Origin of the sequence: Stenotrophomonas thermophila, from assembly GCF_001499715.1 — a bacterium.
GTDB classification, from domain to species: Bacteria; Pseudomonadota; Gammaproteobacteria; order Xanthomonadales; family Xanthomonadaceae; genus Stenotrophomonas; species Stenotrophomonas hibiscicola.
In genome coordinates this window covers 18,808-43,110 of sequence record NZ_CVIW01000006.1, presented here as the reverse complement: position 1 = coordinate 43,110, position 24,303 = coordinate 18,808, and the positions used below count along the sequence as shown (strand labels likewise).

The window sequence follows — 24,303 nt, the reverse complement described above, 5'->3', positions numbered from 1 at the left end:
ACGTGCATTTCTTACGCCATCATACTAGCTAGCTTGCTGTTCCCATAACACCGATTTTTCAGGAAACCACCACCGTGGCCAATATCAAGTCCGCCAAGAAGCGCGCCAAGCAGACCGTCGTGCGCAACGCGCGCAACGTGGCTCAGCGCTCGATGCTGCGCACCGCTGTCAAGAAAGTGATCAAGGCGCTGGACGCCAACGATGCCGCCGGCGCCGAAGCCGCCTTCGCCGTTGCCCAGCCGATCCTGGATCGCTTCAGCGCGCGTGGCCTGATCCACAAGAACAAGGCTGCTCGCCACAAGAGCCGCCTGAACGACCGCATCAAGGCCCTCAAGGCCGCCTGATCCGGCGTTGCCGCCCTGCCCTCCGGGGTTGGGCTGCAGACAAAAGCCCGGCCTCGGCCGGGTTTTTTGTTGCCTGCGGTCCGGGCGATCCGCGGAGCCGCGCGGCCGGCACTACCAAATAAAAAACCCGGCCGAAGCCGGGTTTTTCGCATGGAACCACAACGGCATTACTGCGCGTCGCGGGCTTCCTGCTCTTCTTCCTTCTGGCGATCGAAGAACGCCATGATCCGGCTCATGATCGGGAAGGTACCTTCGCGACCCAGCGCGGAGACCAGGAACCACGGCTCCTTCCAGCCCAGTTCGGCGACGATCTGCTCGGCCGCGGCCTGCGCCTCGTCCTCGAACATCAGGTCAGCCTTGTTCAGCACCAGCCAGCGCGGCTTGTTCAGCAGCTCCGGATCGTGCTTCTCCAGCTCGCGTTCGATCGCACGCACCTGCTCCACCGGCGAAATGCCTTCCACGCCGCCTTCCATCGGCGAGATGTCCACCAGGTGCAGCAACAGGCGGGTACGCTGCAGGTGGCGCAGGAACTGCGCACCCAGGCCGGCACCATCCGCCGCGCCTTCGATCAGGCCCGGAATGTCGGCGATCACGAAGCTGCGGTGGTTCTCCACCTTCACCACGCCCAGGTTCGGGTACAGCGTGGTGAACGGGTAATCGGCCACCTTCGGCGTTGCAGCCGAAACGGCACGGATCAGGGTGCTCTTGCCGGCATTGGGGAAGCCCAGCAGGCCGACGTCGGCCAGCAGCTTCAGCTCCAGCTTCAGCGTGCGCTCCTCACCCGGCTCGCCCGGCAGCGCCTGGCGCGGCGAGCGATTGGTCGAGCTCTTGAAGTGCATGTTGCCCAGGCCACCGCGGCCGCCCTTGGCCACCAGCAGGCGGTCGCCGTGCCGGGTCAGGTCGCCGATGACTTCATCGGTGGCAACGTTGATGACCACGGTGCCGACCGGCACGGTGATGGTCAGGTCTTCGCCGCCCTTGCCATAGGCCTGGCGGCCCATGCCGTTCTCGCCACGCTGCGCCTTGAAGATGCGCTCATGGCGGAAGTCGACCAGGGTGTTCAGGTTTTCGTCGGCGCGGATGTAAACGCTGCCGCCCGCACCGCCGTCGCCGCCGTCCGGGCCGCCGAGCGGAATGAACTTCTCGCGACGGAAGCCAATGCAGCCGTTGCCGCCGTTGCCGGCGAACACTTCGATTTCTGCTTCGTCTACCAGTTTCATTGTTTCGATGCCTGCGATGGGCGCGGCCTGCTGGCCGCCACCTTGAATGTCATGCCGGCCGCGGGCCGGTAACCCGGCCCAGCCGGTCTTGCTTCAACTCTAACGAAAAGCCCCGCCGAAGCGGGGCTCTTCATGCAGCACTCCCATGCCGGGGCACGGGTGCCGGCGATGCCTGGATCAGGCGTCGGCCGAGACGATGCTGACGGTGCGGCGCTTCTTGGCGCCCTTGACCGAGAACTCCACCTTGCCGTCCACGAGGGCGAACAGGGTGTGGTCACGGCCCAGGCCAACGCCGGTGCCCGGGTGGAACTGGGTGCCGCGCTGACGCACGATGATGTTGCCGGCTTCGATGGCCTGGCCGCCGAAGATCTTGACGCCCAGGTACTTCGGGTTGGAGTCGCGACCGTTGCGCGAGGAGCCTACGCCCTTTTTATGTGCCATGACTGCTTCTCCTGATACTTAGCCGGCGATGCCGGTGATCTCGATTTCGGTGTAGTACTGACGGTGACCCTGACGCTTCATGTGGTGCTTGCGGCGACGGAACTTGATGATCCGCACCTTGTCAGCACGACCCTGGGACAGGACCTTGGCGGTGACGGCAGCGCCCTTCAGCGCATCGCCCAGCTTCACGCCATCGCTGTCACCCAGCATCAGGATGTTGTCGAACTTGATCTCGCTGCCGACTTCGACTTCGAGCTTTTCAATGCGGAGCTTTTCGCCCTGCGCCACGCGGTATTGCTTACCGCCGGTGACCAGTACTGCGTACATGACCAGGCCTTCCTCTGTAGTTATTGTGGTCTGAACTGCCGCCATCGAGGGCGGACAGGAGCGGGATTGTACGCAGATCAGCGGGCGCGGGTCAAGTCAACCCCTGAACGACCCACGGGCCCGGCCCTGCAGGCCGAGCCATGCACGGCTGAACGGTTCGCGGTCCAGGCCGCTGCACATGGCCCGACCCTACACAAAGCTGTCGGCCGGTCTCACAACGTGAGACGCCGGGGTGGCATTGTCGCCCATTGCCCCCATCTGGTCACCTCGGTAGGCTGACCGATTGCCGTTCCCTGCTGGCCCGGCACCCAGCCAACGCCCCCACAACCGGATCCCCCATGGCGATGGATTTCATCCGCATCCGCGGCGCGCGGACGCACAACCTGAAGAACCTCGACCTCGACCTGCCCCGCGACAAGCTGATCGTGATCACCGGCCTGTCCGGTTCGGGCAAGTCCTCGCTGGCGTTCGACACCATCTATGCAGAAGGCCAGCGCCGCTACGTCGAGTCGCTGTCGGCCTATGCGCGCCAGTTCCTGAGCGTGATGGAAAAGCCGGACCTGGACCACATCGAAGGCCTGTCCCCGGCCATCTCGATCGAGCAGAAGTCGACCTCGCACAACCCGCGTTCGACGGTCGGCACCATCACCGAGATCTACGACTACCTGCGCCTGCTGTACGCACGCGTGGGCACCCCGCGCTGCCCGGACCACGGCTACCCACTGGAGGCGCAGACGGTCAGCCAGATGGTCGACCAGGTGCTGACCCTGGACCCGGAGCAGCGCTACATGCTGCTGGCCCCGGTCATCCGTGACCGCAAGGGCGAACACGCACAGGTCTTCGACCAGCTGCGCGCGCAGGGCTTCGTGCGTGTGCGCGTGGACGGCGAGCTGCACGAAATCGATGCGGTGCCGCCGCTGGCGCTGCGCCAGAAGCACACCATCGAGGCGGTGATCGACCGCTTCCGCCCGCGCGAGGACATCAAGCAGCGCCTGGCCGAGAGCTTTGAAACGGCGCTCAAGCTGGGCGATGGCATGGCCTCGGTGCAGAGCCTGGACAGCGCCGATGCTTCGCCCACGCTGTTCTCCTCCAAGTACTCCTGCCCGGTCTGCGACTACTCGCTGCCGGAGCTGGAACCGCGCCTGTTCTCGTTCAATGCACCGATGGGTGCGTGCCCCGGCTGCGATGGCCTGGGCATGGCCGAGTTCTTCGATCCGTCGCGGGTGGTGGTGCATCCGGAGCTGTCGCTGGCCGCCGGTGCGGTGCGCGGCTGGGACCGTCGCAACGCCTACTACTTCCAGCTGATCGCCTCGCTGGCCAAGCACTACAGGTTCGACGTGGACGCTGCGTGGAACTCCCTGTCAGCCAAGGTGCAGCAGGCCGTGCTGTACGGCAGCGGCGATGAAACGATCACCTTCACCTACTTCACCGAAGCCGGCGGCCGCACCCAGCGCAAGCACCGCTTCGAAGGCATCATTCCCAACCTCGAACGCCGCTACAAGGAGACCGAATCGCCGGCGGTACGCGAGGAGCTGTCCAAGTACATCAGCGAACGCCCGTGCCCGGAGTGCAACGGCGCGCGCCTGAACAAGGCGGCACGCAACGTGTTCGTGGCCGACCGCCCACTGCCGGAGCTGGTGGTGCTGCCGATCGACGAGGCGCTGAAGTTCTTCAGCGAGCTGAGCCTGCCGGGCTGGCGTGGCGAGATCGCCGCGAAGATCGTCAAGGAAATCGGTGAGCGCCTCGGCTTCCTGGTCGATGTGGGCCTGGATTACCTGACCCTGGAACGCAAGGCCGACACCCTGTCCGGTGGCGAGGCGCAGCGCATCCGCCTGGCCAGCCAGATCGGCGCCGGCCTGGTGGGCGTGATGTACGTGCTCGACGAACCGTCGATCGGCCTGCACCAGCGCGACAATGAACGCCTGTTGGGCACCCTCACCCGCCTGCGCGACCTGGGCAACACGGTGATCGTGGTCGAGCATGACGAGGACGCGATCCGCCTGGCCGACTACGTGCTGGACATCGGCCCGGGCGCGGGCGTGCATGGCGGCGAGATCGTCGGCCAGGGCACCCTGCAGGACATTCTGGAGACCCCGCGCTCGCTGACCGGCCAGTACCTGTCCGGCAAGCGCGCGATCGAGATCCCTGCTCGCCGGCACACGCCGAACCCGAAGATGACGCTGCACCTGCGCGGTGCCAGCGGCAACAACCTCAAGGGCGTGGACCTGGCGATTCCGGCGGGCCTGCTGACCTGCGTGACGGGCGTGTCCGGCTCGGGCAAGTCGACCCTGATCAACGATACCCTGTTCTCGCTGGCTGCCAACGAGATCAACGGTGCCTCGCACCCGGTTGCGCCGTACAGGGAGATTGATGGCCTGGATCTGTTCGACAAGGTGGTGGACATCGACCAGTCGCCGATCGGCCGCACCCCGCGATCGAACCCGGCCACCTACACCGGCCTGTTCACGCCGCTGCGCGAGTTGTTCGCACAGGTGCCGGAGGCGCGTGCGCGCGGCTATTCGCCGGGCCGTTTCAGCTTCAACGTGCGCGGCGGCCGCTGCGAGGCCTGCCAGGGCGACGGCCTGATCAAGGTGGAGATGCACTTCCTGCCGGACGTGTACGTGCCCTGCGATGTCTGCCACGGCAAGCGCTACAACCGCGAAACGCTGGAGATCCTTTACAAGGGCTTCAACATCAACGACGTGCTGGAAATGACCGTCGAGGATGCGCTGAAGCTGTTCGAGCCGGTGCCTTCGATCGCGCGCAAGCTGGAAACGCTGGTGGACGTGGGCCTGAGCTACATCAAGCTGGGCCAGAGCGCGACCACGCTGTCCGGTGGTGAAGCCCAGCGCGTGAAGCTGTCCAAGGAACTGTCGCGCCGCGATACCGGCCGCACCCTGTACATCCTCGACGAGCCGACCACCGGCCTGCACTTCCACGACATCGAAGCGCTGCTGGGCGTGCTGCACAAGCTGCGCGACGAGGGCAACACGGTGGTGGTGATCGAGCACAACCTGGACGTGATCAAGACCGCCGACTGGATCGTCGATCTGGGCCCGGAAGGCGGGCATCGCGGTGGCACCATCCTGGTCACCGGCACGCCGGAAGACGTGGCGGCCTGCCCGCAGTCGTACACCGGCCAGTTTCTGGCCCGCATGCTGCCCTCCACCAGCGCGCGCCCGGAGCAACCGGCTGCGGTGGCCAACAAGCCCGACGCCCGTCCGCCACGCAAGCTGAAGCCTGAGAAGCCGGCGAAGAAGGCGGTGGCTGCCAGGAGCACCGGCAAGACCAGCAAGACCGCGACGACCCGCAAGAAGAAGGACGCCTGATGAGCAGCGAACACAAGATCCTGGCCCGCATCCCGATCAGCGTGCGCTGGCGTGACATGGACAGCATGGGCCACGTCAACAACGCCAAGTACATTTCCTACCTGGAGGAAGCGCGCGTGCGCTGGATGCTGGGCGTGGAAGGCGTGTCGATGACCGACCGCATCGCACCGGTGGTGGCCGCGACCAACGTCAACTACCGCCTGCCGATCGTGTGGCCCAACGACATCCTGGTCGAGCTGTTCGTCGAGCGCCTGGGCAACAGCAGCGTGACCATTGGCCACCGCATCGTCGACCAGCAGGACGACTCGAAGCTGTACTCGGATGGCAACGTGGTGGTGGTCTGGATGGATACGCAGACCGGCAGGAGCGCACCGCTGCCGGAGGCGATCCGCAGCGCTTCCACCTGAAGGTGGTGCCGGCCGCTGGCCGGCAACCTCCAGATGCATCGCGCATGCCGGCCAACGGCCGGCACTACCGATCCCATTCAAAGGACTGAGATGATCCACCAGACTGAACTGCGCGACCTGCTGCCCGGCATGGTCCCCTTCCCTACCGATGTCTTCCCCGCTGACCAGGCGTGGCTCGCCCAGCATCTGCTGCCGCTGCTGAAGATCGACCTCGGTCTGCTGCGCCCTGAACTGGCCGGCCAGGTGGCAACGATGCTGTGCCCGATCGAGCCGTACGACGGCTGCATCGGCGAGACCACCGAAGAACACCACAACGACTTCACCAGCACCAACTGGATCGCCTTCGAGCTGACCGCCGGCAACCAGATGCGCTTCCTCGGCAACGAGGGCTATTTCATCGGCAATCAGGTGGATGACAAGCACGCGCGGAAACACATCGCGCAGATGCGCGAGAGCTATGCCAAGGCGCGTGACTACCATGCCACGCACGGCCGCCTGGCCTGCTACTCGCGCTATGGCAAGGACGAGCCCAGCGAGCGCGATTACCTGGATACGCTGGGTGGACGGATTTCCTGTGGCAACTGGATCGAAACAGCCGATATTCCGGCCGCCTTCACCCTGGAATTCACCGACGCCGCCAACGACCGGCATGCTCCAGATGATGCCGAACTGGCGATCATCCGCCACGATGGCCACAAGTTCTTCGCCGTGGCCGAAGTCGCTGGCTACAACTGGTGCGCCACCGGCGCCGACGCGATCGTGATGCTGTATGAGCCGGTGAGCCGCACGGTGCTGTTCTCGTACGACTGGTCGTAAGACCCTGCGGTAGTGCCGGCCGCTGACCGGCATTTCCTGTCCTGCCGGCCAGCGGCCGGCGCTACCCGAGCCTCATTTCACAGCCTTGCGCACGGTCAACGTCGCACTCGCTTCGCCGCCGCCTTCCAGCTGCAGCCGCAACGGCAGCGCCTGGCCTTCCTTCAACGCGCCCTTGCCCTGCATCAGCATCAGGTGCAGGCCGCCGGGCTTGAGCTCGGCACGCGCGCCCGGCGCCAGCGGCAGGCGTTCGATCGCGCGCATCCGGCTGACGCCATCGACAATCGTGGTCTCGTGCAGTGACACATCATCGAAGCTGCTGCTGGCTGCGCCAGTGATTGCCACCGCCTTGCTGCAGCCGTTGTGGATCACGCCGTAACCAGCGGTCATCGGCATCGCCGGATTCGGTGGCAACCGCGCCCAGCCCTGCTCCACCGTGACGCAGGCCGGTTCGGCCGCTGAAGCCGATGCTGCGGCCGCACACAGAACCCACAGTACGCCAACGAATGGTTTGGTTATCATCCGCCCAGGTTCCTTCTTCGCAACGAGACCGCAGCATGACGACGCTCATCGAGGTGATCAACCACGGCCCCATCCGCGAGCTGCGCTTGGCGCGGCCGCCGGTCAACGCACTGGACACCGACCTGTGCCGGCAGTTGATCCACGCCATCGAGCTGGCCATGGCCGAAGACGCGCACGGCATCGTGCTGTCGGGCAGCGAGCGCATCTTCACCGGCGGCATGGACGTGCCGCACCTGCTCTCGCACGGCGATGACAAGCACAGGCTGCTGGACACCTGGAACGCCTTCTTCGGCGCGGTGCGCACGCTGGCCGAGAGCCGTATCCCGGTGGTGGCCGCGATCACCGGCCACGCCCCGGCCGGTGGCTGCGTGCTGGCCCTGTGCTGCGATTACCGGGTGATGGCGCGCAGCGCCGATCCGTCGCGGCCGTACGCCATCGGCCTGAACGAAGTGCAGGTCGGCCTGATCGCGCCGGAGGGCATCCAGCGCCTGCTGCGGCGTGCGGTGGGTGTGCACCGTGCCGGCGTGCTGCTCACCACCGGTTCGCTGGTGCCGGCCGAACAGGCGCTGCAGATCGGGCTGGTCGATGAGCTGGCCGAGGGTGACCTGGTGGTGGCACGTGCCGTGGCCTGGCTGCAGAACCTGCTCAAGCAGCCGCGCCAGCCGATGCTGCTGACCCGCGCCATCGCCCGCGCCGACCTGCACGAGGCGCTGCACCCGGACCTGATCCAGCTCGACCGCTTCGTCGAGGCCTGGTTCGCCCCGGATGCACAGAACGCGCTGCAGGCGCTGGTGGCGCGGCTGGGCAAGTAGCCGGTAGTGCCGATGATGGGCTGGCCTGCACCGGTATAATCGGGGCCTCTTCACTGCTGTGGCCGCCCCCTTGAACGACATGCCCGAACCCGTCGTCTCCGAGCTGATCGACCTGCTCACGCTGGAGCGGCTGGAGGACAACCTGTTCCGCGGGCAGAGCCGCGACATCGGCACCAAGTACGTGTTCGGCGGGCAGGTGCTGGGCCAGGCGCTGGCCGCAGCGCAGGCCACGGTCGACAATGGCCGCCACGTGCACTCGCTGCACGCCTATTTCCTGCGCGCTGGCAACATCGACCACCCGATCGTCTACGACGTGGACCGCACCCGCGATGGCGGCAGCTTCTCGGTGCGACGGGTCACCGCGATCCAGCACGGCAAGGTGATCTTCTTCTGCGCGGCCTCTTTCCAGCAGGCCGAGACCGGCGCCGAGCACCAGCACAAGATGCCCGAGGTGCCGCAGCCGGAAGACATCGAACCGAACCGGCCGCTGCCGGCCGAGGTGCTGGAGCGACTGCCGATCAAGGTGCAGCGCTGGCTGTCGCGTGGCGGCCCGTTCGAGTTCCGCCACGTCTACCCGCGCGATGAACTGAACCCGCCCAAGCGCCCGCCCTACCACCAGGTGTGGCTGCGCCTGAGCGAACCGGTCGGCGATGCGCCCGAACTGCACCAGGCGCTGCTGGCCTACGCCTCCGACTTCCACCTGCTGGGCACGGCGACCTTCCCGCACGGCATCAGCTACTACCACCCGCACGTGCAGATGGCCTCGCTCGACCACGCGATCTGGTTCCACCGCCCGTTCCGTGCCGACGACTGGCTGCTGTATTCGCTGGACAGCCCCAGCGCGCAGGATTCGCGCGGCCTGGCCCGCGGCCAGTTCTTCACCCGCAACGGCGTGCTGGTGGCCAGCACCGCGCAGGAAGGCCTGATCCGCGTCGTTCCCGACCAGGCCGCGGCCGCTGCCGTGCCGGCCAAGGAGTAAACCCATGCGCCAGATATTCAGCAGCCAGCGCGTGGAAACCGTCGAAGGCGTCGCCGAGCTGCTGCGCGGGCATGGCATCGACGTCAAGGTGACCAACGGGCGCTCGTACAAGACCCGTCGCCGCGGCCAGTTCAGCTATACCGACCTGGGCAACGCCAACGCCTACCCAGCGGTGTGGATCGTGCGCGCCGACGACCAGCCGCGCGCGCGTGAAATCCTGCGCGAGGCGCGACTGCTCGACACCACCCGCCGCGACCATCCGACCGCCGAATTCGCCTTCCGCGACGCGCCGGAACAGGGCAGCGGTGGCCGCAGCTGGGCCTGGCGCATTCGCATCGCCCTGCTGGTGGTGATCGCCGGCGTGGCGCTGGTGATCGGCCTGCGCCATCGCGGCGCCCCGGCGCCGGTCGCACCGGCCCCTGCCCCGCAGGCCCAGCCGCAGCAGACGCAACCGGCTCCGCAGGCCGCACCGGAAGAGGAAGAAGTCCGGGTCCGCATCCAACCCTCGAAGTGACGCACGGGTAGTGCCGGCCGCTGGCCGGCGCTACCGCACAGAATGCTGGTCACATTGGGCGCGCGGCTCCGTCATGGGACACAATCCCAGCAGGAGAGCCGCCGCCATGACGACGTTCGCCGCATCGATCGACCAGACCCTGGAACGCGAACTGCCCGCCGCCGCCAGCGGTTGCCAGCACGCCTATGGCCGCATCGTGCTGGCCTGCCAGAACACCGTTACCGCCATCGCGCTGGCCATCACCCGCGATCGTCAGGCCAGCGAGGACATCGCCCAGGAGGCCTTCGTGAAGGGCTGGCAGCAGCTGCACCAGCTGCGCAGCTCGACCAGTTTCCTGCCGTGGCTGCGGCAGATCACCCGCAACCTGGCCCGCGACTGGCTGCGTGCGCAACGTGGCCGGCCGCTGACCGGCGAGGCCGCGGAGGTGGCGATGGGCATGGCCGCCGACCCGGCCCCAGGTGCGGCCGATCGCCTGCAGCGGGTGGAAGAGGAGATCGCCGCCGAGGACATCATCTCCGCCCTGCCCGCTGACAGCCGCGAAGTCCTGTTGCTGTACTACCGCGAAGGACAGCGCTCGCAGCAGGTCGCCGACCTGCTCGGGCTCAGCGATGCGGCCGTGCGCAAGCGCCTGTCGCGTGCACGTGCCCTGGTGCGCGAAGGCCTGCTGCAGCGCTTCGGCGAATTCGCGCGCAGTAGTGCACCAAGCGCCGCATTCGCCACCGCCGTGGTGTCGATGGTGCTGGTGGCCGCACCCGGCACCGCCAGTGCCGCGATCCTGATCGGCACCGGCGTCGGCGTCGGTGGCAGCAAGCTCGGTCTCGGCGGCGCCAGCGTTGCCGGAGGCACCGCGATGGGATCGTTGACCGCCACCCTGGGCCAGCTGCATGTGCTGCCGGCCGAAAGCTGGGGGGCGGTGATCGGCGGCGTGGTCGGTGGCGCGATCGGCAGCTACCTCGGCGGGCGCTTCCTGATGTCGTACACCGAAACTGCGGCAGAGCGGGCCGATGTGCGCCGCTTCCTCTACCTCAACATCACCACCGGCATGTTCTGGTGCCTGGCGATCCTGCTGGCTGTGTTGCTGCAGGCACCGGTCTGGACGCAGCTGACGGTGCTGGCGGTCGGGTTGGGCGTGGTCAACTACCAGTGCCTGGTGACGCTGCAGCGGGTGATGGCGCCGATGATCGCGCGCGATTCGGCGCGGCGCGGGGGAACCGGCATCAACTGGAAGTTCGAATCGATGTACGGCCGCACCGCCATCATCGCCATGAACCTGATGGTCATTGCGCTTGTGGCGTACTCGCTGATGCGCAGCGGCCGCCTGTAACGGACAACGCCGGCAGTGCCGCCGGCGTTGTCGTCATTCACTGCATTGACCCTCAGCGCTGCGGCTTCGGTGCGCCGCCGTCGCGCGGACCGCCATGGCGCGGGCCACCGTGCATCGGGCCCTTGGCGGCGTCGAACTCGGCCTTGCTCAGCTGGCCGTCCTTGTTGGTGTCGGCGGCAGCGAACCAGGCATCACGATGCTGCTTCATGCGCAGCTCGCGGTCGGCCTTGTCCAGGTAGCCGTCCTTGTTCAGATCAAGCTGGTCGAAGTGCGCGGCCAAGCGCGGATCGGCCTTGGCTTCCTCGCGGCTGATGCGGCCGTCCTTGTTGACGTCCAGCTTGGCCCAGCGCTCACCGCCGTGGCCACGTCGCCCATGCTGCCAGCGCGGCAGCTCATCGCGCGAGAGCTTGCCGTCCTTGTTCTTGTCCAGCTCGTCGAACTTCGCGGCCAGGCGCGGGTTGGCGGCGGCCTCGCTGCGGTCGATGACGCCGTCGCCGTTGGTGTCCAGCCTGGCCGGGCGCGGCGCGGGCGTGGTCGGGGTGTCGGCCGCGAGCGCGATACCGGAAGCGGAGGTGCCCAGCAGCAGGGCCAGCAGCAGGGGGGTACGGATCATGAGGTCACTCCTGGGGATGGGAACAGCGTCGGGGTGATCACTTCACCCTCGGGGGACAACAACGCCCGGGCGCGACGTCGGTTGACGCTACTGCCGATTCCATTCATCCGCCGGACAGTCGCCGCCACTGCGACAACCTGGGGCTATGCTGTGTCCATGGCGATACATGGCGACAGAGACGACGAACTGCGACTTTTCCAGACCGGCGAGCACCCCTGCGGGTACTGGTCGGACCGGGTGGCACGCGACCTGGTGCTGGACCCGAACGACCGCCGCCTCGGTGCGCTCTATCCGCTGGCACTGAGCTGGGGCTTCCGCCGCAGCGGCGACCTGGTCTACCGGCCGCATTGCGCGCACTGCCAGGCCTGCGTGGCGGTGCGCATCCCGGTGGCGCGCTTCGCTCCGGACCGCAGCCAGCGCCGCTGCGCCGCCCGCAATGCCGACCTGGAGGTGCGGATCACCGCCGCCACCGCCCGCGACGACCTGTTCGCGCTGTATCACCGCTACCTCACCCACCGCCACGCCAACGGCGGCATGGACGACCATGGACCGCACGAGTTCGAGCAGTTCCTGATCGGCAGCTGGTCGCACACCCGCTTCATGGAAATACGCCTGCCCGGCCACGACGGCCAGCCCAGCCAGCTGCTGGGGGTGGCGGTGACCGACGTCACCGAACACGGGCTGTCGGCGGTCTACACCTTCTTCGACCCGGACCATGCCGCGCGCGGGCTGGGCACCTTCGCGATCCTGCAACAGATCGAATGGGCGCGCCGCGAGGGCCTGCCGCACGTGTATCTGGGCTACTGGATCCGCGGCCACCAGAAGATGGACTACAAGCGTCGCTTCCATCCGCTGGAAGCCTACGATGGCCGCCGCTGGCACGATTTCGACAACGATCTGGACGGGCGCTGACAAACCGCTGACACCGGGCCGGGTGCACAATACGGCCCATGAACATGACCCGCCGCCATCCCCTGATCCTCGCCCTGGCCCTGCTCTGCGGCGCCACCGCCCCTGCCTTCGCCACGTCCCCCGCGATGACCGAAAAGCCGTCCGCAGCGCTGCGCCTGGCCACCTACAACACCTCGCTGTACTCCGATGACGCCGGCGGCCTGATCAAGGAGCTGGAAGGCGACAGCGAGCACGCGCGCAAGATCGCCGCGGTGCTGCAGCAGGTGCGCCCGGACCTGGTGCTGCTGAACGAGTTCGACTTCGACGACGCCCATCGCGCCGCCGACCTGTTCCAGAAGCGCTACCTGGAAGTGGCCCAGCCTGGCGGCGGCAAGCCGCTGCACTTCGCCTACCGCTACCTGGCACCGGTCAACACCGGCGTGCCCAGCGGGCTGGACCTGGACAACAACGGCGTGGTCGGTGGCGAAGGCCGCAGCCGCGGCAACGATGCATGGGGCTACGGCCTGCACCCGGGCCAGTACGGCATGCTGGTGTTGTCGCGCTACCCGATCGATGAAGCCAAGGTGCGCAGCTTCCAGCTGCTGAAGTGGAGCGCGATGCCCGGTGCGATCCGCCCGGTCGATCCGCGTACCGGCCAGAGCTTCTACAACGACCACGTGTGGTCGCAGCTGCGCATGTCGTCGAAGTCGCATTGGGACGTGCCGGTGAAGACCCCGGCCGGCGTGGTGCATGCGCTGGTCTCGCACCCAACCCCGCCGGTGTTCGACGGTCCGGAGAAGCGCAACGCGGCGCGCAACCACGACGAACTGCGCCTGTGGCAGGAATACCTGTCCAAGGGTGACAAGCCGTGGCTGTGCGACGACAAGGGCCAGTGCGGCGGCCTGGCGCAGGACGCGCGCTTCGTGATCCTCGGCGACCTCAACAATGACCCGGTCGATGGCGATGGCCGCCATGAGGCGATCGTCGAACTGATCGAGAACGCCCGCGTGCTGCGCTACCCCACCCCGCGCAGCGTCGGCGGCGAGCAGACCAGCCTGGCCTATGCGGCCAAGGGCATCGAGCGCAAGGGTGCACCGTTCCACGCCACCGGCGACTTCGGCCCGAAGTCTGGCACCATGCGCCTGGACTACGTGCTGCCCTCGACCGGTTTCGAATACGTCGGCAGCGGCATCTTCTGGCCAGCCAATGAAAGCCCGGAAGCGAAGATCGCCGACGGCAGCGACCACCACCTGGTGTGGGTGGACGTGCGGTAGAGCAGCGTACCGACCAACGGTCGGTACGCACCGGGTTTCGGTAGGCGACGACCGTTGGTCGTCGCTCCTTTTTCAGGGGCGCAGTTCGACGCCGATGGCGTCGGCGGCATCACGCGCGATGGCGCGTGCTTCGTCGATGGTTGCCGCGCGCGCCAGGGTCACGCCCACGCGGCGGTGGCCATGCACGCTCGGCTTGCCGAACAGGCGCACGGCGGTGTCCGGCACCTGCAGTGCGGCGGCGACGTTGTTGAAGTACGGCACGCCCTCGCCGTGTGCCAGCAATGCGCACGATGCCGACGGGCCGCTCTGGCGGATCACCGGAATCGGCAGGCCAAGGATGGCGCGCGCATGCAGCGCGAACTCGCTCAGTTCCTGCGATACCAGCGTCACCAGGCCGGTGTCGTGCGGGCGCGGCGACACTTCGCTGAACCACACCTCATCACCCTTCACGAACAGCTCGACGCCGAACAGGCCCCAGCCGCCAAGATCGTCGGTAATCGCGCGCGAGATCTCTTCGGCACGCGCCAGCGCCTTGTCCGACATCGGCTGCGGCTGCCAGCTTTCGCGGTAGTCACCATCCTTCTGCAGGTGGCCGATCGGCGCACAGAAGGAGGTGCCGCCGGCATGGCGCACGGTCAACAGGGTGATCTCGTAGTCGAAATCGATGAAACCTTCGACAATGCAGCGGCCGGCCCCGGCACGGCCACCGGTCTGCGCGTACTCCCATGCCGGGGCGATGTCCGCCTCGCTGCGCAGGGTGCTCTGGCCCTTGCCCGAGGACGACATCACCGGCTTGACCACGCACGGCAGGCCAATGGCGGCCACCGCAGCACGGTACTCGGCCTCGGTATCGACGAAGCGGTACGGCGAGGTCGGCAGGCCCAGGGTTTCGGCGGCGAGGCGGCGAATGCCTTCGCGGTCCATGGTCAGGCGTGCAGCACGCGCGGTCGGGATCACCCGCAGGCCCTGCTCCTGTTCCAGCTGGACCAGGGTCTCGGTGTGGATGGCCTCGATCTCCGGCACCACCAGGTGCGGCTGCTCCTCGGCGATCAGAGCGCGCAGCGCCATCGCATCGAGCATGTCGATCACGTGCGAGCGGTGCGCGACCTGCATGGCCGGCGCATCGGCGTAGCGATCGGCGGCGATCACCTCCACGCCCAGCCGCTGCAGCTCGATGGCCACCTCCTTGCCGAGTTCGCCCGAGCCCAGCAGCAGCACGCGGGTGGCGGAGGGGGACAACGGAGTTCCAAGCTTGGCCATGGCGGTTCCAGCAGCAATGTGAAGGCGGATGGGCATTCTAGCTGGCCGCGCCCTCTGGCCATGCCATCCGACGAACGGTAGCCTGGAAGTGATATCACTTTGATATCTTCTGTTCGAACCCTCAAGGACGTACCGCCATGAAAGAGAAGTCGCTGTCTTCGCTCAACGGCCTCGGCACGCTGGCCGTGGCCCTGCTCGTCGCCCTCGCTGGCGCCGCCCTGTTCGTACTGGGTGTGGCCGCCAAGGCCAGCGTCGGCTCGCCCAACCTGCTGCTGATGCTGCTGGGGGCGTTGCTGGTAGTCCTGGGCGTGTTCACGCTGGCCGGCCTGTACACCATCCAGCCCAACCAGGCGGCGGTGCTGAGCCTGTTCGGCAAGTACGTGGGCACGGTGAAGGACAACGGCCTGCGCTGGAACAACCCTTTCTATACCAAGCGCCGAGTCAGCCAGCGCGTGCGCAACTTCGAGAGCGGCAAGCTGAAGGTCAACGAGCTGGACGGCAGCCCGATCGAGATCGCCGCGGTGATCGTCTGGCAGGTGGTCGACGCCTCCGAGGCGGTCTACAACGTGGACGACTACGAGAGCTTCGTGCACATCCAGTCCGAATCCGCGCTGCGCGCGATGGCCACCAGCTACCCCTACGACCAGCACGAGGATGGACAGCTGGCCTTGCGCAGCCACGCCAGCGAGATCTCCCAGCATCTGAAGAACGAGCTGGCCGAGCGCCTGGCCGATGCCGGTGTACAGGTGATCGACGCGCGCATCAGCCACCTGGCCTACGCCGCCGAAATCGCCCAGGCGATGCTGCAACGCCAGCAGGCCAACGCGGTGATCGCCGCGCGCACGCGTATCGTTGCTGGTGCGGTGGGCATGGTCGAGATGGCCTTGGCCGAACTGCAGAAGAACGGCGTGGTGCAGCTGGACGAGGAACGCAAGGCGCACATGGTCAGCAACCTGCTCACCGTGCTGTGCTCGGACCGCGGCACCCAGCCGATCGTCAATGCCGGCTCGCTGTATTGAGCCACACTCGCAACGGGGTGCCCCACCGCCCCGCCAGGAGCCCCCATGAGTGAGAAGAAAGCCTACCCGCTGCGCATCAATGCCGACGTCCTGGCTGCTGCGCAGCGCTGGGCTGATGACGAACTGCGCAGCCTCAACGCGCAGATCGAATACGTGCTGCGCGACGCCCTGCGCAAGGCGGGACGCCTGCCGAGACCCGCGCCATCGTCGGAGGACAAGGAATGAGCAAGCGTTGGAGCTACCAGACCATCGAGGTCAAGACGTCCATGATGGGCCTGCTCAAGGCCGAGGACATCCAGGCCGAACTCAGCCGCCAGGGCCAACTGGGCTGGGAACTGGTCAACATCATCATCCCGGCGCCGATGCGCCCGGCGATGCTGGTGTTCAAGAAGGAGGCCTGACGCATGGGCGGCAGCGACCCGAAGACGTTTGAAGTGGCCGAGAGCTCGCCGTTGCGCGTGCTGTGGATCGTGCTTCCGCTGCTGGCTGCCTTCGTAGCGTGCGTGTACGCACAGCTGTACAAGGCGCCGGCCACGGCGCCCTGGATCGAAGTAACGTTGTCGCCGCCCTGGTTCCGGATGGGTGGCAGTGCCGCCTGGAGTCTGCTGGTGATCGCGGTACTCGGCATCGGGTTGGGCGCAGCATTCTTCCGTCGCCGGGTGGAACTGGCCGACAACGTGCTGGATGTGCGCTCGACGATGTACCGCCGCCGCGTCCCGGTGGCGCAGCTGCGGCTGGACCAGGCCGAGGTGGTCGACCTGCAGCGTGACCGCCGCTATGGCATCCGTGTCAAAACCAATGGCTATTCAGTGCCAGGCTTCTATTCCGGCCACTTCCGCCTGCACGGGGGCGGCAAGGGCTTCGCTCTGGTCACCGATCGTGCGCGTGTCCTCGCCCTGCCGGTCAGTGACGGCAGCACGCTGCTGCTCAGCGTGGACCGGCCGCAGGCGCTGCTCGATGTGCTGCGCAAGGTGGCCGCGTCGGCGCCACGGCAGTAAGCTGCTGCGATGCAACGACGCGCGCCCCTGCTGATCAACACCGAGGCCATCGAGCTGTGGCCCGCGCACCTGCTGCGTGCAGGCAGCAACCTGGATGCACGCCTGCTGTCGCAGGCACAGTGGGTGCTGCGGCGCAAGCGTGATGGCCGCTATCTGGCGGTGGTACTGGCGCAGGGTGTCCACGCCATGGTGCCGCGCCTGCCGCGCGAACCCGGGGTCGAGGAAGCATTGGCACTGCTGGATGCCGCGGCTGCACGGCCCTTCGGCGCCGGACTGGAAGATCAGTGGCTGCCGCTCGCCGGGTTGCAGCAGCGCCTGCAGCAGCTTGGCCTGGATGCACAGCGCTATGCCGGCGACAGCGGGCTGCCGCTCGAACCCGAACCCTGCCTGCTGCACTTCGCCGGCCGCGACCGCTTCGCCCGCCAGTTGTGGCTGCACCGTGCCGCCGCGCAGGGCTGGCGGCGGATGCGACTGCACGCGGCACAGGATGGAATTGCGCTGGACGCCATCTCCGGCTTCCGCAGCCATGCCTACCAGTTGGGCATCTTCGAGCGGAAGCTGGCGCGCGGCTTGAGCGTGGCAGAGATCCTGAAGGTCAATGCCGCCCCGGGTTTCAGCGAACACCACAGCGGCTACGCGCTGGACATCGGCACACCTGGCGATGCGCCGGCCGAAGAATCGTTCGAAGCCACCGACGCGTTCGCCTGGCTGCAGGTGCATGCCGGCGGGCATGGCTTCCATCTGAGTTACCCACGCGACAACCCGCACGGCATCGTCTACGAACCCTGGCACTGGTGCTGGAGACCGGCCAACGGCTGAGCCCCTCGTGGCGAAAGCCTGGAGCGGTCAGCGCCTGGCCGCGGGATGGAACAAGACAGCAAAGACAAAAGCCGGTCGCTTCGCTCGAAGCCTCTACAACGGATCAGCGCGCGGCTGTTGGGTCCGCCTCCAAGCGAGCCGAGCACCGCAGGTCCGGCGAGGGCGAAGAGGTGCTTGCGATTCTGTAGAGCCGAGCCATGCTCGGCTGCTTTCCGCACCGTCCCTCGATGGGCCGAGGAGCGCAGGGGACCGGTGCGCAGCACCGGCTCGCGGCCAGCGGCGCGTTTCTTTTGGTTACTTTTCTTTTCGCGCGAAAAGAAAAGTACCGCCCATGAACGGTGCAGATCGCATCTGCATGGATCGAAGCGACAACGTCGACTCAGTTACCGCCTCAACGCATTGATCGCCAGCAACACCCATCCGGCCATCATGCTGGTGCCACCGATCGGTGCCATCCGCGTCGGCCACTGCCACAGCGCACCACCCACCAGACTGCCGGAAAACAACAGCACACCCAGCAGCAGCACGTACAGCGCAAGGTGCGCGATCGCTCCCTGCGCGCGCGGCCCCAGCGCCACCAGCACCGCACCGTGCGCGAACGCATACAGCGCCGCCATGTTCAGATGCTGCTGCGCCAGCGGATCAGCCACGCCATGCGATGCATAGGCGGACAGGCCGATCGAGGCGGCGGCCAGCAGTGCCCCCAGGCAGGCCAGCAGCGAAGGCTTACGTGCGCGACGTTCGAGATTGAACATGTGGGCTCCTTGCGCAGCGCCCTTGCCGGGCGCCAGATGAAAAAAAAACGCGCCGCAATGAGCGGCGCGTTTTCGTGTCCAGCACTACATGGGTCAGCCGAAGCTTACTTGACGGCCCAGTAGATGTCGTAGGTACCTTCCGGGGTGAACGACTTGTCGATGCCGTCCTTCCAGGTTTCGTACGGACGGTCGATCACTTCGTTGCCGGAGGTCACCGCCCAGGCACGCAGGCCGTTGCGGGCCACGTCCAGACCCGCCATGTGGCCGGTGTAGGCCGCATGCGCCGAACGGTGCGGAGCCACATGCACGTACTTGACCGGCGCGCCGCCGTCGATCTTGACGGTCAGCTCTTCAGCGGTGGCACCTTCAGCACCCTTCTTCTTCACCGGCTGGGCGATGTCGAAGGCGTACTTCTCCTGGCCGAAGTCGGTGGTGATGATGCGGAACGGACCGGCGGCTTCAAGGCCATTGGCCTCCATCACGCGCTTGATCCACTCCTGGTTGTCCTTGATGGACTTGGTGATCGTGTCCTGACCGCGGTCCACGTTACCGGCGTTGACGACCAGCAGGTCCTCAGCCGGCACATCGACGATGCCCAGATCGGTCAGCGGGGCTTCCGGCGTGCGGTAGTCGACGTTCGGGACGGTGGCCAGCATGTTGGCCATGCGCGACAGGCCCATCTTGATGTCGTCGCCGATCTGGCGGCTGACATACAGGCCGGCATAACGGCCGAACAGGTCGAAGCCGTACTTCACCGAGTAGTCCTGGGTGATCTTGACGTTACGGCCACCCTTGCCGGTCGGCTCCAGGGTGAAGGTGGTGATCTTGTCGTGACCCTTGGTGGCGTCATCGATGGCGATCGCAACACGCTTGTTCTCTTCGGCTTCGGTGATCTTCCAGGAACCGGTGCCCAGGTCCTTGGAGGTGAAGTCGAGGGTGGCACCGACGCCGGAGGCCGGGCCGGACAGCTTCAGTTCAACGGCGGGATCGCGCAGTACCAGCGGGTTCCAGTCCTTGAAGCGGCGCAGGCTGCTGACCGTGTCGTACACGATCGTCATCTTGCGGTTGGTCTCGATGCTTTCGGTGATGTGACGCTCGCCCGGCAGACATACGCCAATGATGACGAACAGGCCAGCCACGATCCCCAAGGCGATCAGGAACTCGATAATACGGGTCATTCAGAGAGTCTCCGGGGCCGATCCCACGGCCGGGTTGATTGAAGCGAAGCGCCAATCCTAGCAGGCTTCGCGGGCATTGTTTATCGGGATTGGCGCACCGGTTTCCGTGCCGGCTGCGTATTTGTATGGACAAAGAAATCGAAGGGTACCGCATACCGACGCCCCTGAAGTAGGGGGCAACCCCGCCGGAGGGCCATAAATGGACCTCAAGTCATTGTCCTGAAAAGAATTTCCTCACACCAGCTGCAGCTCGAACGCCTTCAATACGGCGCGCGTACGGTCGCGCACGCCCAGCTTGGAAAGGATGTTGGACACGTGGTTCTTGATGGTGCCTTCGGCCACCCCCAGCGAATTGGCAATCTCCTTGTTGGAGAAGCCGCTGGCCATGAGGCGCAGGATCTCGGTCTCGCGGTCGGTCAACGGGTCCGGACGGTCCAGGCTGACAAACTCGTTGCGCATGTGCTCCAGGCCGGACAGCAGCCGCTGGGTCACGGCCGGCTGCACCAGCGAACCGCCGTCGGCCACGGTGCGGATGGCACCGACCAACTGTGCCAGGGTCACGTCCTTGAGCAGGTAACCCTTGGCGCCGGCCTTAAGCCCGGCCAGCACCAGCTGGTCATCGTCGAAAGTGGTGAGGATGATGGTCGGCGGCAGCAGGTCCTGACGCGACAGGACCTGCAGCGCCTCCAGCCCGGACATCACCGGCATGCGCATGTCCATCAGGACCACGTCCGGTCGCACCTGCGGTATCAGCTCCACCGCCTGGCGGCCGTCGCCGGCCTCGGCCACCACCTCGATGCCGTCGTCGAGCGCCAGCAGGGAGCGGATTCCCTGCCGCACCAGGGTTTGGTCGTCGACCAGGCAGACGCGAATCATCAACGCACTCCTTCAGGAACCTTGGTAAGGGCGGCCACCAGCACCGTTGCCGGTACCGTCGCCCGCAGCCGGAAGCCTTCACCGGGCCGGGTCTCGACCTGCAGCTGGCCACCACATTGTTGCAGTCGCTCGCGCATGCCGCGCAAGCCATTGCCCACATTGACCGTATCCGCGCCGACGCCGTCGTCGCGGGCCTCCACCACCACCTGGTCGGGGGCTTCACGGTACACCTTGATCCACAGGTGGCGGGCACCGGCATGGCGCACCGCGTTGGTGATGATCTCCTGGGTACACCGCAGCAGCACGTGGGCCCGCTGCGGGTCCTCCACGTTCAGTGGATCCTCGATGTCCAGCTGGATGTCCAGCGAGGGCACGTTCTCGGTCAGCGGGCGCAGCGCCGCGGCCAGATCGATGGCACCGGTCTCGCGCAGCTGGCTGACCACCTCGCGCACGTTGCCCAGCAGCAGCTTGGCCAGGGCATGCGAGCGCTTCACGTGGTCCAGCGCCTGGCCTTCGGCCAGGTGGCCTGCCACTTCCAGGTTCAGGGTCAGCGCGGTCAGCTGATGCCCCAGAAGGTCATGCAGCTCCCGCGAAATACGGGTGCGCTCGTTGACGCGGGCGCTCTCGGCCAGGAGGGCACGGGTGGCGCGCAGCTCTGAATTGAGCCTGCGCTGTTCGTCGCGGGCCTCGGTCTGCTGTCTCGCAACAAGGCTGGTCACGAAGATGAACATGGAAAAGCCGCCGTACAGCAACGACTGCATCACCGCTTCGAACAGCGGGAAGCGCAGCAGCAGGTAATAGACCGGCGCCACCGCCAGCTGGCTGACTAGCAGCCACAGCACGCACAGGCGTACCGAAAGCATCCACGGAATGACGCCGGCAGCCACCATCATCAGGATGCTGCCAAGGCCCGAGCCGCTGAGGAAACTGACGCCCAGCGCCGAGACCGTCAGCAGCAGCAGCAGGCCGCGGTCCAGCCAGCTGGTGTGGCTGCCGCTGTCGCTGCGCAGCAGGCGGGTCAGCCAATAGTAGGCCGCGCCGAAGGACAGGTAGGCGACAAACAGCAGGATCGCCCAGCCACCCATATCGCTGCGGCTGTGCAGGTTCTCGAACTGCGAATACGCCAATGGCAGGCCGACCATGACCCAGGTGAACAGGCCGGCCAGACGGAGAACGCGGGTATGGCTGAGGACTCCCAACATGCCAGCACTCTACGGGCCCGGCCTGCGTCGCGCACTCCCACGGAAGTCATGCATCCGCGCCCCCCTGTTCATGCCGCAGCCCACCCCGGGCATGCAATAATCGTGCGCAGGGTCCCCTGACGGACCAACCGCGTTACCCCACGGAGTCACAATGTCGATTGTCATCCGCGACGTGCGCGAGCACGAGCTCGATTCCGTCCTGGCTTTGAACAACAACGCTGGCCTGGCCATCCTTCCCCTGGATGCGGCCCGCCTGCGCCTGTTCTATGAAACCGCTGAGTATTTCCGCGTCGCCGAGCGCGACGGCAACCTTGCCGGCTTCCTGATCGGCTTCGGCAGCGACAGCCAGCACGACAGCAGCAACTTTGCCTGGTTCAAGCAGCAGCTGGACGCCCCGTTCTTCTATATCGACCGCATCGTGGTTGCCAGCCGCCGTCGTGGTGGTGGCGTCGGCCGTGCGTTCTATGCCGATGCGCAGAGCTTCGCCGAGCTGCGCTACCCGCAGATGACCTGCGAGGTCTTCCTCGACCATGGCGCCGATGCCGCCCTGCTCTTCCACGGCAGCTTCGGCTTCCGCGAGCTGGGCCAGAACACCATGCCGCAGGTCGATGTGCGCGCCAGCATGCTGGCCAAGGAACTGTGCAGCTACCCGTGGGTGAAGGAGACCTACGGCGGCAAGCTGCCGGATGTGGCATGGACACGTGCCCGGCAGCTGCCGGCGCAGGCACAGCGGCCGACGGGGACCTGAGCGTGGCGGTGAATTTCGATTACGAACAGGCCGGTGAACTGAAGATCGGCCAGGTGGGCATCGCCAACCTGCGCATCCGTACGCTTGACGTCGAACGCCTCGTGCAGGAAATGCGCGAACGCGTTACCCGGGCGCCGAAGCTGTTCGGCCGCGCCGCGGTGATTCTCGACTTCGGCGGCCTGAGCCAGGTACCGGACGTGGCCACGGCGCAAGCGCTGGTCGATGGCCTGCGCAGCGCCGGCGTGCTGCCGGTGGCGCTGGCCTATGGCACCAGCGCGGTCGACCTGCTCTCGCAGCAGCTCGGACTGCCGCTGCTGGCCAAGTTCCGCGCCCAGTACGAGCGAGCCGAGGCCGAGCCGCCCCCGCCCTCGCCCGCTCCGGAACCGCGCCGCGCAGCGCGCGCCGAACCGAAGCCGGCGCCGGCCGCGCCGACAGCCAGGGTTGCCGGCGCTGCGGTACCGCAGCCGGGCCGCATGCAGCTGGGCAACGTACGCTCGGGCCAGCAGCTGTACGCTGAAAACTGCGACCTCACCGTGATGGCTACCGTCGGCGCCGGCGCCGAAGTCATCGCCGACGGCAGCATCCATATCTACGGCACCCTGCGCGGCCGCGCGCTGGCAGGGGCGCAGGGCAACACCGCGGCACGCATCTTCTGCCGTGATTTCCATGCGGAACTGGTGGCCATTGCAGGCCACTACAAGGTACTGGACGATGTCCCGGACAACCTGCGCGGCAAGGCCGTGCAGGTATGGCTGGAACAGGACCAGGTCAAGATCGCTGCGCTGGACTGACGCAGCTCCAAACTAATGCAGAACCAGGAGAAGTCCTTTGGCTGAAATCATCGTAGTCACCTCCGGCAAGGGCGGCGTGGGCAAGACCACTTCCAGCGCGAGCCTGGCCTGTGGCCTGGCGCGGCGCGGCAAGAAGGTGGCGGTGATCGACTTCGACGTCGGCCTGCGCAACCTCGACCTGATCATGGGCTGCGAACGCCGCGTGGTGTACGACTTCGTCAACGTCGTGCACGGCGAAGCCACCCTCAAACAGGCCCTGATCAAGGACAAGCGCTTCGACAACCTGTACGTGCTGGCCGCCTCGCAGACCCGCGACAAGGACGCACTGACCCAGGAAGGCGTGGGCAAGGTTCTGAAGGACCTGGCCGCCGACGGCTTCGACTACATCATCTGCGACTCGCCGGCGGGTATCGAAAAGGGTGCCTTCCTGGCGATGTACTTCGCCGACCGCGCCGTGGTGGTGGTGAACCCGGAAGTGTCCTCCGTGCGCGACTCCGACCGCATCATCGGGCTGCTGGATTCGAAGACCCACAAGGCCGAATCCGGGCAGAACGTGCCCGCGTTCCTGCTGCTGACCCGCTATACCCCGCTGCGCGTGGAAACCGGCGAGATGCTCAGCATTGCCGACGTCGAGGAAGTGCTGGGGCTGAAGGCGATCGGCGTGATCCCCGAGTCGGGTGACGTGCTCAATGCCTCCAACAAGGGCGAGCCAGTCATCCTGGATGTCGAATCCGCAGCCGGCCAGGCCTATGAGGACGCTGTCGCGCGCATCCTTGGCGAGGAGCGGCCGATGCGCTTCACCACCGTGGAGAAGAAGGGCTTCTTCAGCAAGCTGTTCGGAGGGTAA

Annotated in this window: 28 protein-coding genes; 18 read left to right on the top strand and 10 right to left on the bottom strand. The window is 66.6% G+C overall.

Going from position 1 to position 24,303, the window contains the following annotated elements; genetic code table 11:
* Positions 1-74 precede the first annotated feature (74 nt).
* Entirely contained in the window at positions 75-344 is a 270-nt protein-coding gene (rpsT, locus tag BN1263_RS04615) for a 30S ribosomal protein S20 (RefSeq protein ID WP_005408560.1), read from the top strand.
* A 167-nt stretch (positions 345-511) separates the two neighbouring features.
* Here the strand turns inward: rpsT and cgtA are convergent, their stop codons facing one another.
* The 3 genes from cgtA to rplU all read right to left on the bottom strand — a co-directional run bounded on the left by cgtA (position 512) and on the right by rplU (position 2,332).
* Positions 512-1,564, bottom strand: coding sequence for an Obg family GTPase CgtA (cgtA, locus tag BN1263_RS04610; protein WP_058979862.1), 1,053 nt, complete (start codon positions 1,562-1,564; stop codon positions 512-514).
* Positions 1,565-1,741: 177 nt separating this feature from the next.
* Positions 1,742-2,005 carry a 50S ribosomal protein L27 gene (gene rpmA, locus BN1263_RS04605; protein ID WP_005408558.1) on the bottom strand — a complete coding sequence of 88 codons (264 nt, stop codon included), beginning with the start codon at positions 2,003-2,005 and terminating at the stop codon, positions 1,742-1,744.
* Positions 2,006-2,023: 18 nt separating this feature from the next.
* Positions 2,024-2,332, bottom strand: coding sequence for a 50S ribosomal protein L21 (rplU, locus tag BN1263_RS04600; RefSeq protein ID WP_005408557.1), 309 nt, complete (start codon positions 2,330-2,332; stop codon positions 2,024-2,026).
* A 338-nt stretch (positions 2,333-2,670) separates the two neighbouring features.
* Here rplU and uvrA point away from each other — a divergent pair, with 338 nt between their 5' ends.
* The 3 genes from uvrA to BN1263_RS04585 all read left to right on the top strand — a co-directional run bounded on the left by uvrA (position 2,671) and on the right by BN1263_RS04585 (position 6,884).
* The gene (gene uvrA, locus BN1263_RS04595; RefSeq protein ID WP_058979860.1) at positions 2,671-5,661 is read left to right on the top strand and encodes an excinuclease ABC subunit UvrA; all 2,991 of its coding nucleotides are present in this window, start codon (positions 2,671-2,673) and stop codon (positions 5,659-5,661) included.
* The gene (locus BN1263_RS04590; protein WP_019659297.1) at positions 5,661-6,068 is read left to right on the top strand and encodes an acyl-CoA thioesterase; all 408 of its coding nucleotides are present in this window, start codon (positions 5,661-5,663) and stop codon (positions 6,066-6,068) included. The genes uvrA and BN1263_RS04590 overlap by 1 nt, the downstream gene beginning before the upstream one ends.
* Positions 6,069-6,158: 90 nt before the next feature.
* Positions 6,159-6,884, top strand: a complete 726-nt coding sequence (locus BN1263_RS04585) for a hypothetical protein (protein ID WP_058979858.1) — start codon at positions 6,159-6,161, stop codon at positions 6,882-6,884.
* A 72-nt stretch (positions 6,885-6,956) separates the two neighbouring features.
* On the opposite strand, the gene BN1263_RS04580 is transcribed toward BN1263_RS04585, so the two are convergent.
* Entirely contained in the window at positions 6,957-7,403 is a 447-nt protein-coding gene (locus BN1263_RS04580; RefSeq protein ID WP_058979856.1) for a copper chaperone PCu(A)C, read from the bottom strand.
* Between the two features lie 35 nt (positions 7,404-7,438).
* On the opposite strand from BN1263_RS04580, the gene BN1263_RS04575 reads away from it, so the two are divergent.
* The 4 genes from BN1263_RS04575 to BN1263_RS04560 all read left to right on the top strand — a co-directional run bounded on the left by BN1263_RS04575 (position 7,439) and on the right by BN1263_RS04560 (position 11,032).
* On the top strand, positions 7,439-8,215 hold the full coding sequence (locus BN1263_RS04575; RefSeq protein WP_019659300.1) for an enoyl-CoA hydratase/isomerase family protein: 777 nt from the start codon (positions 7,439-7,441) through the stop codon (positions 8,213-8,215).
* A gap of 79 nt (positions 8,216-8,294) precedes the next feature.
* Positions 8,295-9,194: an acyl-CoA thioesterase II gene (gene tesB, locus BN1263_RS04570; RefSeq protein WP_032953622.1), complete on the top strand. Its 900-nt coding sequence runs from the start codon at positions 8,295-8,297 to the stop codon at positions 9,192-9,194.
* A gap of 4 nt (positions 9,195-9,198) precedes the next feature.
* The gene (locus BN1263_RS04565; RefSeq protein ID WP_049447046.1) at positions 9,199-9,708 is read left to right on the top strand and encodes a pathogenicity-like protein; all 510 of its coding nucleotides are present in this window, start codon (positions 9,199-9,201) and stop codon (positions 9,706-9,708) included.
* A gap of 106 nt (positions 9,709-9,814) precedes the next feature.
* Complete coding sequence (locus BN1263_RS04560) at positions 9,815-11,032, top strand: RNA polymerase sigma factor (protein WP_058979853.1); 1,218 nt, start codon at positions 9,815-9,817, stop codon at positions 11,030-11,032.
* A 52-nt stretch (positions 11,033-11,084) separates the two neighbouring features.
* On the opposite strand, the gene BN1263_RS04555 is transcribed toward BN1263_RS04560, so the two are convergent.
* Positions 11,085-11,645 (bottom strand): EF-hand domain-containing protein, encoded by a 561-nt coding sequence (locus BN1263_RS04555; protein WP_058979851.1) that lies wholly within the window; start codon positions 11,643-11,645, stop codon positions 11,085-11,087.
* 156 nt (positions 11,646-11,801) lie between these two features.
* Here BN1263_RS04555 and BN1263_RS04550 point away from each other — a divergent pair, with 156 nt between their 5' ends.
* Complete coding sequence (locus BN1263_RS04550; protein WP_058979849.1) at positions 11,802-12,557, top strand: arginyltransferase; 756 nt, start codon at positions 11,802-11,804, stop codon at positions 12,555-12,557.
* 38 nt (positions 12,558-12,595) lie between these two features.
* Positions 12,596-13,810 carry an endonuclease/exonuclease/phosphatase family protein gene (locus tag BN1263_RS04545; protein WP_058979846.1) on the top strand — a complete coding sequence of 405 codons (1,215 nt, stop codon included), beginning with the start codon at positions 12,596-12,598 and terminating at the stop codon, positions 13,808-13,810.
* Between the two features lie 72 nt (positions 13,811-13,882).
* Here the strand turns inward: BN1263_RS04545 and purT are convergent, their stop codons facing one another.
* On the bottom strand, positions 13,883-15,070 hold the full coding sequence (purT, locus tag BN1263_RS04540; protein ID WP_058979845.1) for a formate-dependent phosphoribosylglycinamide formyltransferase: 1,188 nt from the start codon (positions 15,068-15,070) through the stop codon (positions 13,883-13,885).
* Positions 15,071-15,207: 137 nt separating this feature from the next.
* Here purT and BN1263_RS04535 point away from each other — a divergent pair, with 137 nt between their 5' ends.
* Genes BN1263_RS04535 through BN1263_RS04515 form a run of 5 tightly spaced genes read left to right on the top strand, consistent with a single transcriptional unit; the run spans position 15,208 to position 17,906 of the window.
* Positions 15,208-16,089: an SPFH domain-containing protein gene (locus tag BN1263_RS04535; protein WP_058979843.1), complete on the top strand. Its 882-nt coding sequence runs from the start codon at positions 15,208-15,210 to the stop codon at positions 16,087-16,089.
* A 45-nt stretch (positions 16,090-16,134) separates the two neighbouring features.
* Entirely contained in the window at positions 16,135-16,314 is a 180-nt protein-coding gene (locus BN1263_RS04530; protein ID WP_058979841.1) for a type II toxin-antitoxin system antitoxin, read from the top strand.
* The gene (locus BN1263_RS04525; RefSeq protein WP_019659310.1) at positions 16,311-16,490 is read left to right on the top strand and encodes a DUF4177 domain-containing protein; all 180 of its coding nucleotides are present in this window, start codon (positions 16,311-16,313) and stop codon (positions 16,488-16,490) included. The genes BN1263_RS04530 and BN1263_RS04525 overlap by 4 nt, the downstream gene beginning before the upstream one ends.
* Positions 16,491-16,493: 3 nt before the next feature.
* Positions 16,494-17,087: a PH domain-containing protein gene (locus tag BN1263_RS04520; RefSeq protein ID WP_058979839.1), complete on the top strand. Its 594-nt coding sequence runs from the start codon at positions 16,494-16,496 to the stop codon at positions 17,085-17,087.
* Positions 17,088-17,096: 9 nt separating this feature from the next.
* The gene (locus BN1263_RS04515) at positions 17,097-17,906 is read left to right on the top strand and encodes a M15 family metallopeptidase (RefSeq protein WP_058979837.1); all 810 of its coding nucleotides are present in this window, start codon (positions 17,097-17,099) and stop codon (positions 17,904-17,906) included.
* A gap of 383 nt (positions 17,907-18,289) precedes the next feature.
* Here the strand turns inward: BN1263_RS04515 and BN1263_RS04510 are convergent, their stop codons facing one another.
* The 4 genes from BN1263_RS04510 to BN1263_RS04495 all read right to left on the bottom strand — a co-directional run bounded on the left by BN1263_RS04510 (position 18,290) and on the right by BN1263_RS04495 (position 21,917).
* A complete protein-coding gene (locus BN1263_RS04510) occupies positions 18,290-18,661 on the bottom strand; it encodes a DUF423 domain-containing protein (RefSeq protein ID WP_019659313.1) in 372 nt (123 codons plus the stop codon).
* A gap of 104 nt (positions 18,662-18,765) precedes the next feature.
* Positions 18,766-19,839 carry a polyketide cyclase gene (locus BN1263_RS04505; protein WP_021203110.1) on the bottom strand — a complete coding sequence of 358 codons (1,074 nt, stop codon included), beginning with the start codon at positions 19,837-19,839 and terminating at the stop codon, positions 18,766-18,768.
* A gap of 234 nt (positions 19,840-20,073) precedes the next feature.
* Positions 20,074-20,715: a response regulator gene (locus BN1263_RS04500; RefSeq protein ID WP_021203109.1), complete on the bottom strand. Its 642-nt coding sequence runs from the start codon at positions 20,713-20,715 to the stop codon at positions 20,074-20,076.
* Positions 20,715-21,917, bottom strand: a complete 1,203-nt coding sequence (locus tag BN1263_RS04495; protein WP_019659315.1) for a sensor histidine kinase — start codon at positions 21,915-21,917, stop codon at positions 20,715-20,717. The genes BN1263_RS04500 and BN1263_RS04495 overlap by 1 nt, the downstream gene beginning before the upstream one ends.
* Before the next feature lie 151 nt (positions 21,918-22,068).
* Here BN1263_RS04495 and BN1263_RS04490 point away from each other — a divergent pair, with 151 nt between their 5' ends.
* The 3 genes from BN1263_RS04490 to minD are packed head-to-tail and all read left to right on the top strand — an operon-like array spanning position 22,069 to position 24,303.
* A complete protein-coding gene (locus tag BN1263_RS04490) occupies positions 22,069-22,665 on the top strand; it encodes a GNAT family N-acetyltransferase (protein WP_019659316.1) in 597 nt (198 codons plus the stop codon).
* Entirely contained in the window at positions 22,611-23,456 is an 846-nt protein-coding gene (gene minC / locus BN1263_RS04485) for a septum site-determining protein MinC (RefSeq protein WP_058979835.1), read from the top strand. The genes BN1263_RS04490 and minC overlap by 55 nt, the downstream gene beginning before the upstream one ends.
* Before the next feature lie 37 nt (positions 23,457-23,493).
* Positions 23,494-24,303, top strand: coding sequence for a septum site-determining protein MinD (gene minD, locus BN1263_RS04480; RefSeq protein ID WP_019659318.1), 810 nt, complete (start codon positions 23,494-23,496; stop codon positions 24,301-24,303).

What these genes read in the sequence shown, in the direction of transcription:
- cgtA (WP_058979862.1), bottom strand. Translation starts at nt 1,564, where the DNA reads ATGAAACTGGTAGACGAAGCAGAAATCGAAGTGTTCGCCGGCAACGGC.
- rpmA (WP_005408558.1), bottom strand. Translation starts at nt 2,005, where the DNA reads ATGGCACATAAAAAGGGCGTAGGCTCCTCGCGCAACGGTCGCGACTCC.
- rplU (WP_005408557.1), bottom strand. Translation starts at nt 2,332, where the DNA reads ATGTACGCAGTACTGGTCACCGGCGGTAAGCAATACCGCGTGGCGCAG.
- uvrA (WP_058979860.1), top strand. Translation starts at nt 2,671, where the DNA reads ATGGCGATGGATTTCATCCGCATCCGCGGCGCGCGGACGCACAACCTG.
- BN1263_RS04590 (WP_019659297.1), top strand. Translation starts at nt 5,661, where the DNA reads ATGAGCAGCGAACACAAGATCCTGGCCCGCATCCCGATCAGCGTGCGC.
- BN1263_RS04585 (WP_058979858.1), top strand. Translation starts at nt 6,159, where the DNA reads ATGATCCACCAGACTGAACTGCGCGACCTGCTGCCCGGCATGGTCCCC.
- BN1263_RS04580 (WP_058979856.1), bottom strand. Translation starts at nt 7,403, where the DNA reads ATGATAACCAAACCATTCGTTGGCGTACTGTGGGTTCTGTGTGCGGCC.
- BN1263_RS04575 (WP_019659300.1), top strand. Translation starts at nt 7,439, where the DNA reads ATGACGACGCTCATCGAGGTGATCAACCACGGCCCCATCCGCGAGCTG.
- tesB (WP_032953622.1), top strand. Translation starts at nt 8,295, where the DNA reads ATGCCCGAACCCGTCGTCTCCGAGCTGATCGACCTGCTCACGCTGGAG.
- BN1263_RS04565 (WP_049447046.1), top strand. Translation starts at nt 9,199, where the DNA reads ATGCGCCAGATATTCAGCAGCCAGCGCGTGGAAACCGTCGAAGGCGTC.
- BN1263_RS04560 (WP_058979853.1), top strand. Translation starts at nt 9,815, where the DNA reads ATGACGACGTTCGCCGCATCGATCGACCAGACCCTGGAACGCGAACTG.
- BN1263_RS04555 (WP_058979851.1), bottom strand. Translation starts at nt 11,645, where the DNA reads ATGATCCGTACCCCCCTGCTGCTGGCCCTGCTGCTGGGCACCTCCGCT.
- BN1263_RS04550 (WP_058979849.1), top strand. Translation starts at nt 11,802, where the DNA reads ATGGCGATACATGGCGACAGAGACGACGAACTGCGACTTTTCCAGACC.
- BN1263_RS04545 (WP_058979846.1), top strand. Translation starts at nt 12,596, where the DNA reads ATGAACATGACCCGCCGCCATCCCCTGATCCTCGCCCTGGCCCTGCTC.
- purT (WP_058979845.1), bottom strand. Translation starts at nt 15,070, where the DNA reads ATGGCCAAGCTTGGAACTCCGTTGTCCCCCTCCGCCACCCGCGTGCTG.
- BN1263_RS04535 (WP_058979843.1), top strand. Translation starts at nt 15,208, where the DNA reads ATGAAAGAGAAGTCGCTGTCTTCGCTCAACGGCCTCGGCACGCTGGCC.
- BN1263_RS04530 (WP_058979841.1), top strand. Translation starts at nt 16,135, where the DNA reads ATGAGTGAGAAGAAAGCCTACCCGCTGCGCATCAATGCCGACGTCCTG.
- BN1263_RS04525 (WP_019659310.1), top strand. Translation starts at nt 16,311, where the DNA reads ATGAGCAAGCGTTGGAGCTACCAGACCATCGAGGTCAAGACGTCCATG.
- BN1263_RS04520 (WP_058979839.1), top strand. Translation starts at nt 16,494, where the DNA reads ATGGGCGGCAGCGACCCGAAGACGTTTGAAGTGGCCGAGAGCTCGCCG.
- BN1263_RS04515 (WP_058979837.1), top strand. Translation starts at nt 17,097, where the DNA reads ATGCAACGACGCGCGCCCCTGCTGATCAACACCGAGGCCATCGAGCTG.
- BN1263_RS04510 (WP_019659313.1), bottom strand. Translation starts at nt 18,661, where the DNA reads ATGTTCAATCTCGAACGTCGCGCACGTAAGCCTTCGCTGCTGGCCTGC.
- BN1263_RS04505 (WP_021203110.1), bottom strand. Translation starts at nt 19,839, where the DNA reads ATGACCCGTATTATCGAGTTCCTGATCGCCTTGGGGATCGTGGCTGGC.
- BN1263_RS04500 (WP_021203109.1), bottom strand. Translation starts at nt 20,715, where the DNA reads ATGATTCGCGTCTGCCTGGTCGACGACCAAACCCTGGTGCGGCAGGGA.
- BN1263_RS04495 (WP_019659315.1), bottom strand. Translation starts at nt 21,917, where the DNA reads ATGTTGGGAGTCCTCAGCCATACCCGCGTTCTCCGTCTGGCCGGCCTG.
- BN1263_RS04490 (WP_019659316.1), top strand. Translation starts at nt 22,069, where the DNA reads ATGTCGATTGTCATCCGCGACGTGCGCGAGCACGAGCTCGATTCCGTC.
- minC (WP_058979835.1), top strand. Translation starts at nt 22,611, where the DNA reads ATGGACACGTGCCCGGCAGCTGCCGGCGCAGGCACAGCGGCCGACGGG.